The 14,331-nt window shown below is 33.1% G+C and carries 13 protein-coding genes; 11 read left to right on the forward strand and 2 right to left on the reverse strand.

All coding sequences use genetic code 11. The features are described from left to right. The first annotated feature begins 80 nt into the window (after positions 1-80). The 7 genes from BLV84_RS08320 to BLV84_RS08350 all read left to right on the forward strand — a co-directional run bounded on the left by BLV84_RS08320 (position 81) and on the right by BLV84_RS08350 (position 4,924). Complete coding sequence (locus tag BLV84_RS08320) at positions 81-1,478, forward strand: M20/M25/M40 family metallo-hydrolase (protein ID WP_093244216.1); 1,398 nt, start codon at positions 81-83, stop codon at positions 1,476-1,478. A 125-nt stretch (positions 1,479-1,603) separates the two neighbouring features. Further along, positions 1,604-2,014 (forward strand): BrxA/BrxB family bacilliredoxin, encoded by a 411-nt coding sequence (locus BLV84_RS08325; protein WP_093244217.1) that lies wholly within the window; start codon positions 1,604-1,606, stop codon positions 2,012-2,014. 156 nt (positions 2,015-2,170) lie between these two features. Beyond that, a complete protein-coding gene (locus tag BLV84_RS08330; protein ID WP_093244218.1) occupies positions 2,171-2,917 on the forward strand; it encodes a lysophospholipid acyltransferase family protein in 747 nt (248 codons plus the stop codon). Then, positions 2,914-3,843: an oxygen-dependent coproporphyrinogen oxidase gene (gene hemF, locus BLV84_RS08335; protein WP_093244219.1), complete on the forward strand. Its 930-nt coding sequence runs from the start codon at positions 2,914-2,916 to the stop codon at positions 3,841-3,843. Before BLV84_RS08330 ends, hemF begins: the two co-directional genes overlap by 4 nt. Before the next feature lie 102 nt (positions 3,844-3,945). Further along, a complete protein-coding gene (locus BLV84_RS08340; RefSeq protein WP_093244220.1) occupies positions 3,946-4,284 on the forward strand; it encodes a YtxH domain-containing protein in 339 nt (112 codons plus the stop codon). Positions 4,285-4,290: 6 nt separating this feature from the next. Beyond that, positions 4,291-4,692: a phage holin family protein gene (locus BLV84_RS08345; protein ID WP_093244221.1), complete on the forward strand. Its 402-nt coding sequence runs from the start codon at positions 4,291-4,293 to the stop codon at positions 4,690-4,692. Between the two features lie 10 nt (positions 4,693-4,702). Further along, positions 4,703-4,924 (forward strand): DUF6327 family protein, encoded by a 222-nt coding sequence (locus tag BLV84_RS08350; RefSeq protein WP_093244222.1) that lies wholly within the window; start codon positions 4,703-4,705, stop codon positions 4,922-4,924. Position 4,925: 1 nt separating this feature from the next. Here the strand turns inward: BLV84_RS08350 and BLV84_RS08355 are convergent, their stop codons facing one another. After that, positions 4,926-5,876, reverse strand: coding sequence for an SPFH domain-containing protein (locus BLV84_RS08355; RefSeq protein ID WP_093244223.1), 951 nt, complete (start codon positions 5,874-5,876; stop codon positions 4,926-4,928). A 66-nt stretch (positions 5,877-5,942) separates the two neighbouring features. Continuing rightward, entirely contained in the window at positions 5,943-7,460 is a 1,518-nt protein-coding gene (gene gltX / locus BLV84_RS08360) for a glutamate--tRNA ligase (protein WP_093244224.1), read from the reverse strand. A gap of 190 nt (positions 7,461-7,650) precedes the next feature. Between gltX and BLV84_RS08365 the strand changes: the two genes are divergently transcribed. Genes BLV84_RS08365 through BLV84_RS08380 form a run of 4 tightly spaced genes read left to right on the forward strand, consistent with a single transcriptional unit; the run spans position 7,651 to position 14,181 of the window. Next, the gene (locus BLV84_RS08365) at positions 7,651-11,052 is read left to right on the forward strand and encodes a coiled-coil domain-containing protein (protein ID WP_093244225.1); all 3,402 of its coding nucleotides are present in this window, start codon (positions 7,651-7,653) and stop codon (positions 11,050-11,052) included. Then, positions 11,045-11,467, forward strand: a complete 423-nt coding sequence (ybeY, locus tag BLV84_RS08370) for an rRNA maturation RNase YbeY (RefSeq protein ID WP_192869876.1) — start codon at positions 11,045-11,047, stop codon at positions 11,465-11,467. Before BLV84_RS08365 ends, ybeY begins: the two co-directional genes overlap by 8 nt. Before the next feature lie 5 nt (positions 11,468-11,472). Further along, positions 11,473-13,344 (forward strand): tRNA uridine-5-carboxymethylaminomethyl(34) synthesis enzyme MnmG, encoded by a 1,872-nt coding sequence (gene mnmG, locus BLV84_RS08375; RefSeq protein ID WP_093244227.1) that lies wholly within the window; start codon positions 11,473-11,475, stop codon positions 13,342-13,344. Between the two features lie 30 nt (positions 13,345-13,374). After that, positions 13,375-14,181, forward strand: coding sequence for a class I SAM-dependent methyltransferase (locus tag BLV84_RS08380; RefSeq protein WP_159429408.1), 807 nt, complete (start codon positions 13,375-13,377; stop codon positions 14,179-14,181). Positions 14,182-14,331: the final 150 nt, after the last annotated feature.

Raw genomic sequence — 14,331 nt, forward strand, 5'->3', positions numbered from 1 at the left:
ATCAACTTATTCATTATATCAATATTTATCATTTGTGGTTGAAATAATTTTGTAATTTTCAGCACAAAAAATCATAAATCATGCGAATTCCCCAAATAACACTCTCAGCAATTATTATTTTAACAACACAGCTCTCAGTTTTTAGTCAAAACCAAACTAATTTTCAAAAAGACAGTACAATGCTGCGTCAAATTTTTGATGAAACACTTGAAAATGGAAGAGCTTATGAAGATTTAAGAAGTTTAACCAAAGATATCGGCGCAAGATTGGCCGGTTCTGCAAGTGCTGATATGGCTGTAGAATGGGGTTATAATAAACTTAATTCTTATGGTTTTGATAAAGTCTATAAACAAGAAATCGAAGTCCCGCATTGGGAGAGAGGCACAACTGAAAAAGCTTGGTACACCGATACTGATGGTAATATCCATCAGCTCAATATTTTAGCTTTAGGTGGTTCTGTTGCAACTGAAGGACCTTTACAAGCTGAATTAATTCACTTTAAAACACGAGAAGATTTACAGAATGCTAAAAAGAAGGATGTCAAAGGTAAAATCGTTTTCATCTCGCAGCCGATGGATCAGAAAATGATTGAAACTTTTGATGCTTACGGTGCTTGCTACCCTATAAGAGGATTGGGGGCTATTGATGCCGCCAATAAGAGCGCGAAAGCTGTTATTATTCGTTCTTTAAGTTTAAGCGAACATCCACATCCACATACAGGAACGATGCAATATGAAGATGGTGTGACTAAAATTCCTGCCGCAGCAATTTCGACAATGGACGCAACAGCATTGGAAAAACACATGATAACAACACGTGGCGTTACAAAATTGATGATTGAGATGAATTGTAAAACTTTTCCTCCAAAAAAGTCACATAACGTTATTGCGGAAATTACGGGAAGTGAAAACCCAAATCATATTATCACCGTTGGAGGCCACCTTGACTCATGGGATGTAGGTGAAGGTGCACATGATGATGGTGCCGGAATCGTTCATTCAATGGAAGCGGCGAGAACCTTAATGGCTTTAAATTATCAACCTAAAAACACAATTCGTGTCGTCTTTTTTATGAATGAAGAAAACGGAAATATGGGTGGCAAAACCTATGCTGAATTAATGGGACAAAGCAATGAAAAACACATTGCAGCGATTGAAAGTGACCGTGGTGGATTTACACCCAGAGGTTTCAGCCTTGATGGAAATGATAGACAATTAAAATTGTTACTTTCTTTTACAAAGCTTTTTGAACCTTACCTTTTACAGCAACTTGAAGAAGGCTATGGCGGTGTTGATATCACACCACTTAAATCTGAATTTAAAGACATTGCGCTTTTCGGTTTTGTCCCTGATAGTCAGCGTTATTTTGAAATTCACCATAACGCAAATGATGTTTTTGAAACGGTTAATAAACGTGAACTACACCTTGGTGCAGCAAGTATCTCTAGTTTGATTTACTTATTGGACAACTACTTATAAAAAGTAAATGATCATTTTCTTACTGATAAAGGACATAGCACTCCTTAATAAAAGTTAATGCATTCTTTGTCTCTTCATTTTATTTTATATTTGTAAAAAATTGTTGAACATAAAATTATCAAGATATGTATCCACCAGAACTGGTTAAACCAATGCAAGAAGAATTAACTAGCGTTGGCTTTAAAGAATTAAAATCTAAGGATGATGTAACTCAAGCCTTATCTCAAAAAGGAACAACATTAGTTCTCGTGAACTCAGTATGCGGTTGTGCAGCAGCAAATGCACGTCCAGGTGCAAAAATGTCAATCGAGAATGCTAAAAGCCCTGACCATTTAACAACTGTTTTTGCTGGAGTTGATAAAGAAGCAACTGATGAGGCACGTTCTCAAATGGTTCCATTTCCACCAAGTTCTCCATCTATTGCTTTGTTTAAAGACGGTGAACTTGTTCACATGTTAGAAAGACATCACATTGAAGGACGACCAGCTGAAATGATTGCTGATAACCTTAAAAGTGCTTATGAAGAGCATTGCTAAACACTAGCATTGTCTCAATTATTGTACTAAAAGCTGTTTCAAAACTTCAACTTTATTTTCTGAAGCTTCAGAAAAAACAAAGTATATATCTTTTTTCATTGAGATTTTAGATACGTTTGAAGTCTTTTGAAACAGCTTTTTATTTAGGTTTAGCTTATGAAGATTATCGCTTATTTTTTATCAGTTATTTTTTACCTTTTTTTTGGTCTAACCTTAGTCGTATTTCAAGGTATTCAATGGATATGTCTCAAATTCGGTTATCAAGCGCATAAAAAAAGTGTTGATGTTTTTAATTTCTTCCTGCTTGCTTGCTTAAAGTTTTTAGGAAATTATGTCTCTTTTGATAATCCTTATCAGTTTACAAAAGACAGGCCTCATCTAATCATTGCCAACCACCAAAGCATGTTTGATATTCCTCCTTTAATTTGGTATTTACAGAAATTACATCCGAAATTTATCAGTAAAAAAGAACTGGGTCAAGGTATTCCAGGTATTTCATTTAACCTTAAACATGGAGGTTCAGTTTTAATTGACAGAAATGATTCAGAACAAGCGTTAAAAGCAATTTCTCAGTTTTGTGAATACTTGAATGAAACAAAAAACTCAGCTGTTATTTTTCCTGAAGGCACACGAACCAAAACAGGATTGCCTAAAGAGTTTTCAAGAAATGGTTTAAGAACACTTTTTAAAAGTTGCCCTGAAGCTGTGGTTGTACCAGTAACTATAAACAACTCATGGTTGATGCAAAAGTGGGGCATGTTTCCGCTTGGTATTTTTGTCAACTTGAAATTTAAAGTTCATCAACCTTTAAAAATAGAAGATTATTCTTCACATGAAGTGCTTATCGATAAAATTGAAAACCAAATTACATCAGCCATTAATCATCCAAAACAAAATTCATGACTAAAAAAAAAGATATATCCTCTAAGAAAGATGAGTTTTATAATTACATCCAAAACTTACAAGATAAGATTACATCAAGCCTTGAGGAAATAGATGGAAAAGCCAATTTTCAGGAAGATTTATGGGAAAGAAAAGGCGGCGGTGGCGGTCGAACACGTGTCATAGAAAACGGTGATGTTTTCGAAAAAGGAGGCGTTAATATTTCTGCTGTTCACGGCGAATTACCTCAGTCTATGCAAAAGTATTTCAATGTTTCAGACTGCGATTTTTACGCATGTGGCTTAAGTTTAGTCATTCATCCTAAAAGTCCAATGGTGCCGACAGTGCATGCCAATTGGCGCTATTTTGAGATGTATAACAAAAAAGGAGAATTGATTGATCAGTGGTTTGGTGGTGGTCAAGATTTAACGCCTTATTATTTATTTGAAGAAGATGCAAAGCACTTTCATCAGGTTTGTAAAGATGCCTGCGACAAACACGATACAGAGTTTTATAAGCTTTATAAAGAAAAATGTGATTCTTATTTTTGGAACAGCCATAGAGATGAAGCCAGAGGGATAGGAGGTTTATTTTTTGATTATCTTAAACCTGTTTCAGGAAAATCAATTCATGATTGGTATAATTTTGTCACAGAAGTAGGCAATTCATTTATCGACACATATTTACCTATTGTCAAGAAGAGAAAAGAAATTGAATACACTCAAAAACAACGCGATTGGCAAGAAATTAGACGTGGCCGTTATGTTGAGTTTAACTTGGTTCATGATAAAGGCACTTTATTTGGTTTAAAAACAAATGGCCGTATTGAAAGTATCTTGATGAGTTTACCTCCTCATGTGCAGTGGCAATATGATTATCAAGTTGAAGAAGGCTCAGAAGAAGCCAAGCTTATTGAAGTTTTAAAAAATCCAAAAAACTGGGTTTAAATGTTAAATATTTAAAAACAGATTCTATTATTAACCCTGTATTAACAGAATTAAGGCAATCTATTCTTAAATTTGAGTAGAACAAACCTAAATATTTAAAAAATGTCAAACAACACAGGAAACACGATAATCGCTTTATTAACTGGTGCAACTATAGGTGCTGGATTAGGGCTTCTTTACGCACCGAAAAGTGGTAAAGAAACACGCAAGCAACTTAAAGATGATGCTGGTGAATTAAAGAAAAGTTTGGGAGATCAATATGAATCTGTCACTAATCACCTTTCTGATTTTACTGAAGAAACAAAAAAGAAAATTGAAGCTCAAATCAATTCTACTTTAAAATCAGCAAATTCTAAGACTGATGAAGTTATTGCTAACCTAGAAAGTGATCTTAAAGATTTGAGAAAGAAAAATGCTGATTTACAGAAAAAATTGAAGTAAAATTTTATGAAAGTAAACATAGGTCATCATTTTAGTGAGCTTTCAGAAGACACTAAGCTTTATATTCAAAAGTTAATTGAATATTACAAGTTAGATGCTTTCAAAAAATTAAGCAAAAGTTTGTCCACCTCAATGCATTTATTCATTGTAGGTGGCATTATTTTGCTTTTACTTTTATTTTTATCCATCGGTTTAGCTTTTCTCATTGGTAAAGAATTAGATAGTGTCTCTAATGGTTTTTTTATCGTTGGAGGAGCCTATTTAGTTTTCTTAATTATTTCTTTGCTTTTCGGTCAGAAATTTATTGACAAAGTCGTTTTAGGCTACATGGTTAGATTGATGAATAGTCATGATGAAATTGATATTAAAAGTTCATTAGACGAAGAGAAACCAAACGAAAAAGCATAATTTCACAATCATGAAGAACTATACATCATTTGAAGAAATTAATCGAGATTTAAAAATTAAAAAACTCGAAGCCGATATTCATAAACATAAAGCTAATCTTAACTTAACGTATTTGAAAAAAGGCTTGAGTTTTACAAATTTATTGTCAGAGCTGATGGCTATTTTTGGGCAAAAATACGTTTATAAAAAAGCTGGTTTTAAACTTCTTTACAAACTAGGAATCTTAAAGTAAATTAAGATTCCTTATTTTTTTCATCCAAAGCTTTTTGCTCTCTATTTTGTCTTTTCATTTCCTCGCCAATTTGGCTTGAAGCTCTAAATGATGTAATCATTTGGTTAAGCATTTCACTTCCCGCTTCTGGAGAATTTGGCATCAATATCAAGTTTGAATTATTCTTCTCACCAATCGATTGTAGGGTATCATAATGCTGCGTCACCACAATTAAAGCAGAGGCTTCTTGTGAGTTGATTCCCACATTATTCAGTACATCTACACTTTCTTCTAAACCACGTGCAATTTCACGTCTTTGATCTGCAATACCTTGTCCTTGTAAACGCTTGCTTTCCGCTTCAGCACGTGCCTTAGCAACAATCTTGATTCTATCAGCTTCGGCTTCATACTCAGCTGCCACTTTCTCACGTTCAGACGCATTAATTCTGTTCATTGATTCTTTAACCTTTTCATCAGGGTCAATATCAGTGACAAGTGTTTTTATGATATCATAGCCATAATCAAGCATCGCATCATTTAATTCTGCTTTTACTGCATTAGCAACATCATCTTTTCTTTCAAAAACGTTATCAAGCTTCATTTTAGGCACTTCAGCTCTTACAACATCAAATACATAAGATGTAATTTGCGCACCCGGACTTTCCAATTTATAAAAAGCATCATAAACATTAGATGCCATCACTTGATATTGCACAGAAACTTTAAGATGAACAAAAACATCGTCTTTGGTTTTTGTTTCTACAATCACATCAAGTTGCTGAATTTTTAAATTAATTCGGCCAGCAATTCTGTCAATAATAGGAATTTTAATTTGTAAGCCTGAATTTCTGATACTATTAAATCGGCCAAAGCGTTCAACGACGGCTGAGGTTTGTTGCTTTACTGTAAATATCCCTGAGAGGATGATAAATACAATAAAAATAATAATCGCAACGGTAATTACTTGTCCCATAATTTCTGTTTTTATTTTTCTAAAAATAAGATAAAAAACAAGAAGATATGAGACAAATATAATTTATTATGAAAAGTGGTTTATCGCTGTTTTAAGACGTTTAAGCGTTTCTTCTTGACCAATAGATGTTGCTATATGAAAAACACTAGGACCTTGCATAGCGCCGACCAAAGAAAGTCTGAGCGGCTGCATCACTTTACCAAAACCTAACTCATGTGATGTAATCCAGTTTTTTATTTCTTTTTCAAGATTTTCTTCAGAAAAATCTTTTAAACCTGATAAAAACTCGGCAAACTCAGTCATTAGTTCTGAAGTTGTTGTCTTCCAAGCTTTTTTAGAAGATTTTTTATTAAACTCGCTAGGAGCTACAAAGTAAAAAGAAGATAATTCCCAAAAATCATCAACAAAAACTGCGCGTTCTCTAATCGTTGAAACAACCTCCTTAACGTATTCTGTCTCTGTTTGAAGGTTTTTTTCTTTTAAAATTTCTTCATATTCTTTCACTAAAAAATCCAAATCAGCTTCTTGTAAATAATGTTGCTGAAACCATTTTAGTTTTTCAGGATCGAATTTAGCACCAGATTTATGGACGCGTTTTAACTCAAACCTGTCAATGAGCTCTTCTATTTTATAAAACTCCTTTTCAGTCGCATCATTCCAACCTAAAAGAGCTAAAGTATTAATAAGCGTTTCTGGTAAGTAGCCACCTTCACGGTAGCCCGCGGCTTCTGAACCAGTTTTCGGATCTTTCCATTCTAATGGAAAAACAGGAATTCCGAGTTTATCACCATCACGTTTACTTAATTTACCTTTACCATTTGGTTTTAAGATTAAAGGCAAATGCGCAAATTTTGGTGGCTCCCAGCCAAATGCTTCGTATAAGGCAACATGAAGTGGAAGAGAAGGCAACCATTCTTCACCACGGATCACGTGCGTGATTTCCATTAAATGATCATCAACAATGTTTGCCATGTGATAAGTTGGTAATCCATCCGCTTTAAAAAGAATTTTATCATCTAATACTGAAGTGTCAACTTCAATATGACCACGAATTTCATCTTTCAAAAATAATTTTTGAGCTGGTGATGTTTTAAACCGAATAACGTAAGCCTCATTTGCATCTAAACGTTTTTGTAAATCTTCACTAGAAAGCTTCAATGAATTGTCAAGACTCAGTCTATTTTGCGGACCATAAGCGAATTTTTCTCCATTTGCTTCAGCCTCTTCTCTTAATTTTTGAAGACTTTCAGTTGTATCGAAAGCATAATAAGCTCTGCCATTATTGATGAGTTCATCAACATAATTTTTATAAATGTCTTTACGTAAACTTTGTTTATAAGGACCAAATTCACCTTCTTTTCCTGGACCTTCATCGTAAGGGATTCCGCTCCAGTTCAAGCTTTCAACAATATAATCTTCGGCGCCTTCCACAAATCGATTTTGATCTGTATCTTCAATGCGCAAAACAAAAGTACCTTGATGCTTTTTTGCAAATAAATAATTATACAAAGCTGTTCTTAAACCGCCAATATGTAAAGGTCCCGTAGGGCTTGGCGCAAATCTGACGCGTACTGATGTTGACATGATGCTCTTTTTTTTACAAAGATAAAATTTATGCGATGTAATAAAATCATCCAGGCTTATACTTTAGCTTTTTAGTTCAAAATTTATTGATATTTTTATAAAAATAGATTTAATTCTAATCATGTTAAACTTAAGAAGCTTTTCAAGACAATAGAAATTGAATTTATACATTCGCAATTCAATCCATAAAATGCAGAATTACAAACTTATAGAGGAAAAGTTAGAGCAATTTATCAAGAAATATTATTTGAATCAATTGCTGCGTGGAAGCATTTTATTTTTAAGTATAAGTTTATTATTTCTCCTCATTTTACTCGGACTCGAATATTTTTTGTGGTCGGGCACAGGCTTCAGACTTTTTCTTTTCTGGTGTGCTCTTGGTATTTTAGTTGGGATTGCAGTTCCGTTAATTTTAATTCCAATTTTAAAGCTTTTCAAAATTTCAAAAGGAATTGATTATGAAAAAGCCTCGGAAATAATTGGTCAACATTTTAATGAAGTCAATGATAAGCTAACAAACATTCTGCAATTAAAAAATCAAAATGTTTCAAATGCTTTTATCGCAGCAAGCATTGAACAGAAATCACTAGAACTGAAACCGATCAAATTTCAATTAGCTGTCGATTTTAAAACAAATCTGAAATACGCCAAATTCGCGATTATTCCAATTCTGATATTTATTGCCATTTGGATTTCAGGGCAAGGAGAGGCTTTCAGCGAAAGCTACACCCGAATTCTAAATTACGATAAGGTTTATACGCCGCCAGCTGCTTTTAGAATTGACATTTTAAACGAAAAGTTAGAAGTTATCGCTGGAGAAGATTTTCTTGTTAAAGTAAAAACTGAAGGTAAAAGTGTTCCTGAAAAGATGTTTATCAACATGAATGGAAAGGATTTCCAGATGAATAAAACTGATGCTAATCAATTCGAATTTGTCTTAAATTCTGTGAGTGAAATGACAGATTTCTATTTAGAAGCCAACGAAGTTATTTCACAGAAACATCGAATTAAAGTCTTGAAAACACCCCAAATAACAAGCTTTGACATGTATTTTCAGTATCCAAAATATCTAAATAAAGCTGATGAAAAACAAAGTGGAACTGGCCACGCTCAATTACCTGAAGGGACGCGCATCAAGTGGGAGGTGCAAACTGAGTTTACTGATCATGTAAACTTTGAAACCAATGATACAACTTTGAATTTTTCAAAAAATCAAAAGCTTTTTGAGTATCAAAAAACTGCATCAAATGATTTTGATTATGCAATGACCACGTCAAACCCTTTGTTTAAAAATCACGAGCGATTATCATATAAAATCAATGTTATTAAGGATGAATTCCCTGAAATTAAAGTTCAAAAAAAGAAGGATAGCTTAGATGAAAAACAATCTTATTTCTATGGACAACTGAATGACGATTACGGTATTCAAAAATTGGAATTGGTTTATAGAGATCTCAAAACAGATTCAGTTTTTCAAAAAAACATTAAAATCTCACGAAACACTTATGCAGATTTTACTTATGCATTTCCAAATATCGATTTAAAACTTCAAGGCGGACACGCTTATTCTTACTACTTTAAAGTATATGATAATGATGCTGTTAATGGATCGAAGTCGAGAAGATCAAAGAGTTTTCAATTCAGAAAATTAACTCAAGACGAAGAAAAGGAAGACAATCTAAAGCGTCAAAAAGAATCGTTTTCTGAAATTAATAAATCACTGGAAAAATCAAAAGAAGAGCAGAAAACATTAAAGGAATTACAGCAACTTAATAAAGAAAAAAGCCAGCTTAATTATAACGATAAAGAGAAGATCAAGCAATTTTTACAGAGACAAAAACAGCAGCAAGAGCAGATGAAAAAGTTCAGTGAAAAACTGAAAGAAGATCTTCAAAATCTAGATAATAACTCTGATCAAAAACAAAAACTTGAAGAGAGATTAGAGAGCAATCAAGAACAACTTGAGAAAAATCAAAAGCTATTAGACGAGCTCGATAAAATAAAGGACAAAATTAGAACTGAAGATCTCGATAAAAAGCTTGAAGAATTTGACCAATCAAAACAAAAGCAAGAGAAAAACCTTGAGCAACTTCTTGAGTTAACTAAGCGTTTTTATGTTGAGGAAAAGCAAAAACAATTAGCAGATAAGCTTAAAAAATTGTCTGAAGAACAAAAAGAATTATCTGAATCTGAAGAAAATAATACTGAAAAGCAAAAAGATTTATCTGAGAAATTTGAGAAGCTTACAGAAGAACTTGATGAATTAGAAAAGCAAAATCAAGACTTAAAATCACCCATGGAATTAGGCAATGATGAAGCTATAGAGGAAGAGGTGAAAGAAGATCAAAAAGATGCAGAAGAAAACTTAGAAAAATCTGAATTTTCAGAAGAATCTGGCGAGGAAGAAAATTCTAAAAAAGAAAAGCAAAAAGCTTCTGAAAAACAAAAAAATGCAGCTGAGAAAATGCAGCAAATGTCTCAGAAAATGCAAAAATCCATGAGCAGTATGCAAATGGAACAAGAAGCAGAAGATGCAGAAATGTTGAGACAGATCTTGAACAATCTGATTATTTTTTCATTACAACAAGAAAACTTGATGGAAGAATTTCGAAACATTGAAAACTCAAATCCTTATTTCGCTAAACATTTAAGACGACAATCGGAATTAAGAGAAAATTTCAAGCATATTGATGATAGTTTATTTGCTTTATCTCAACGTAACATTATGATTACTGAATCTGTCAATAACAAGATAGAAGACATTAACTTCAACACAGAAAAAGCACTTGAGCGCTTAGCTGACAATAAAGTTCGTCGAGGGACTGCAAACCAGCAATACGTGATGAAAGATGCTAATAGCTTGGCGAATCTTCTAGCCAACGCACTTGATCAAATGCAGGACAAGATGTCTGGCTCAGGCTCTGGGCAAGGAAAGCCACAACAAGGCGAAAGTCAAGGAGATCAGCTTTCAGACATCATTAAATCTCACGAAGAGCTGAAAAAAGAAATGCAAAAAGGACAACAGGAAGGCCAAAAAGAAGGCGAAGGTAAAGAAGGAAAAAGTGGTGAGAAAAGTGGTGATCAACAGGGTTCTGAAAGTAAAGGCAACCAATCTGGTGGTGAAAAAGAGGGAAGTGAAGGAGAAGGCAAAAATGGAAAGCAGAAAGGAAATGCTGAACAGATGAGTTCAGAAATTTATGAAATCTTTAAAAGACAGCAAGAGCTTAGGCAAGAATTAGAAAACAGAATTGAGCGTTTAGGTCTAGAAGATAATAGCAAAGAATTAGAAAAAAGCTTAGATGAATTAGAAAATGAACTTCTAATGAATGGTTACAGCAACAAACTTTTAAAACAAATGGAAGATGTACAACATCAACTCTTGAAACTTAAAAAAGCAGCTAACCAACAGTCAAAAGAAGAGAAGCGTCAAGCTGAAGCAAACACAAAAACTTACGACAAGCAATCTGAACAGTGGAAGAAAAAATCTAAAGAATATTTTCAGAGTACTGAAATATTAAATAGACAACAATTACCTTTGCAAACTAAATATAAAGAGCTGATTAAAGCTTATTTCAATAATTTATATGATTGAATTTTACAGTGAGAACAATTTCTCTTTAGATGAAAAAGAAAAGCATCAAATTTGGATTGAAAACGTAATTAATTCTGAAGGCTTTAAGCTTGAAGAAATCACTTATATTTTTTGTGATGATAATTACCTTTTAAAGATTAATCAAGAGTTTTTAAAACATGATACTCTGACAGACATCATCACTTTTGACAATAGTTTTGGTCTGTCAGTTGCTGCTGAAATTTATATCAGTACAGAACGCGTTGATGAAAATGCGATTAAATTTGGTAATAAATTCACTGAAGAATTGAGAAGAGTGATGGTTCACGGCGTGCTTCATTGCATGAAAATCGATGACCATACAGATGAAGAGAAGCGCAAAATGCGCCAGAAAGAAAATGAAAAATTGCAAATGTTCCACGTGGAACAAAATTAAAAAAGATGTTTAACAAAGAGTACGATGTGATCGTTGTAGGTGGCGGACATGCAGGAAGCGAAGCAGCAGCAAGTGCTGCTAACATGGGTTGCAAAACATTATTAATCACAATGAATTTGCAAAACATAGCACAAATGTCATGCAATCCAGCAATGGGAGGAATCGCAAAAGGACAAATATTAAGAGAGATTGATGCGATGGGCGGTTATAGCGGAATTGTTTCTGATACTAGCGCAATTCAATTCAAAATGCTTAACAAATCAAAAGGTCCAGCGATGTGGAGTCCACGAGTGCAAAGTGATAGAATGATGTTTGCAGAGCATTGGAGATTAAAACTTGAGCAAACTAAAAATCTAGATTTTTATCAAGAAATGGTCAGCGGCTTAATTATAGAAAACAATAAGTTAATAGGAGTGAGAACATCATTGGGATTAGATGTCAAAGCGAAAAGCGTGATCCTAACCAACGGAACTTTTTTAAATGGATTAATCCACATTGGAACCAAAAATTTCGGAGGAGGAAGAGCAGGAGAAAGAGCCTCAACTGGTATCACAAAAGATCTTATAGATTTAGGTTTTGAAGCTGGAAGAATGAAAACAGGAACGCCTCCAAGAGTTGATGGAAGATCTTTAGATTTCTCTAAGATGATTGAACAGCCTGGCGATGAAATCCCTTCTAAATTTTCATTCTCAGATGAGACAAAACCTTTAATAAAACAGCGTTCTTGTCATATGACTTATACTTCGCCAGAAGTACATGAATTATTAAGACAAGGTTTTGACAGATCACCAATGTTCAATGGTTCAATTGAGAGCACAGGGCCAAGATATTGTCCAAGCATTGAAGACAAAATACATAGATTTGCAGATAAAGATAGACATCAAATGTTCATAGAACCTGAAGGTTGGAACACAGTTGAATATTATGTGAACGGCTTCTCAACATCATTACCGGAAGATATTCAGTTCAAAGCTTTAAAATCAGTCAAAGGATTTGAGAATGTGAAATTTTTCAGACCTGGTTATGCAATTGAATACGATTATTTTCCACCAACACAGCTTAAGCATACTTTAGAAACAAAATTGATCGATAACTTATATTTCGCAGGACAAATAAATGGAACAACTGGTTACGAGGAAGCGGCTTCTCAAGGTATGATGGCAGGAATAAATGCTGCGCTTAAAATTCAAGAAAAAGAAGAATTTATTCTTCAAAGAAATGAAGCATATATAGGCGTTTTAATTGATGATTTAATAACAAAAGGAACAGAAGAACCTTATAGAATGTTTACATCAAGAGCTGAATACAGAACCTTATTACGACAAGATAATGCTGATTTTAGATTGACAGAAAAAGCGTATCAAATAGGTTTAGCTTCTGAAGAAAGACTTCATAAAATGGAAAAGAAAAAGATTCAGTCAGAAAGATTTGTTGAATTCTTTAAAAATACGAGTGTCACGACAGCAGAAATAAATCCGATTCTCGAAAAGAACAAGTCACAAAAAGTTGATCAACAAGGCAAGATGTTTAAAATTTTTGCACGTCCAAATATCACGATGGATGATATGCTTCAAATTGACAGTGTAAAAGATTATGTTGATAATCACGAATTAGATTCTGAAACATTAGAACAAGTCGAAATCCAAGTTAAATATTCAGGTTATATCGCTAAAGAAAAACAAAACGCAGATAAACTCAATCGCTTAGAAAACATCAAGATTCCGCAAAACTTTGATTATTCACAATTAAAGTCAATGTCTTTTGAAGCTAGAGAAAAACTCAACGAAATTCAACCACGAACAGTGTCACAAGCCTCAAGAGTTTCAGGAGTCAATCCGAGTGATATTTCAGTCTTGTTAGTTCACATGGGACGCTAATGTTCCACGTGGAACATGAAATAAATGAGAATGAAGATAAAGGATTTCGCACATACAAAAGAAGAATTTAAACTAAAAAGAGTAGAGGAAGGTTTATATAAAACACAAAATCTTCCTCAAAATCTTGACCCTTATTATGATTTCGAAGAATACATTTCTCATGATGAAAGTAAAAAAGGAATAATTGGGAGAGTCTATGATGTAGTGAAAAAATTCATGTTTTACCAAAAATTGAATCTCATTAAAAAATACTCAAATGAGAATCCGAAGGTTTTAGATTACGGATGCGGAACTGGTGATTTCTTAGATTATTTAAATCAAAAAAAATATAAAGTAGAAGGTTTTGAACCTACACAAAAAGCCAATGAGATTGCTTCTAGAAAAAATTTAAAGATGCATTCAGATATCAATTCAATCATTGGAAAATTTGATGTTATCACCTTATTTCATGTTTTAGAACATGTTGAGGATATTGATTTTTTAATTAAAAGCTTAAAACAAAAACTAAATGAAAATGGAATCTTGATCATAGCAGTTCCAAATCATGAATCTAAAGATGCAAAAATTTATAAAGAATTTTGGGCTGCTTGGGATGTGCCTCGACACGTTTGGCATTTTTCAAAAAGTAGTTTGATAAGAAAAATAAAATCATATTCACTGAAGTTAATTTCAGTGAAACCTTTATTTTTTGATGCAATTTATATTTCAATAGTTTCTGAAAAATATAAACAAGGAAATTCTATCAAAGGGATTTTGAATGGTTTATATGCCAATTTACATGCATTAAAGACAAAATCATGGTCATCTCACATTTTTATCTTCAAAAAAGAAATTTAAGCCTTTATAAAGCGATCTAAGAGCTAATTATCTATAATCATAGTCATATAGATTCAATTTTAAATAAATCGCTTAAAACACAATTTATAAAGCATTTTTGTAATAAGTAATAATTATTAATAATAAAATATCTATAATTAAATCTTATTC

Source organism: Psychroflexus halocasei (genome assembly GCF_900107595.1).
GTDB classification, from domain to species: Bacteria; Bacteroidota; Bacteroidia; order Flavobacteriales; family Flavobacteriaceae; genus Psychroflexus; species Psychroflexus halocasei.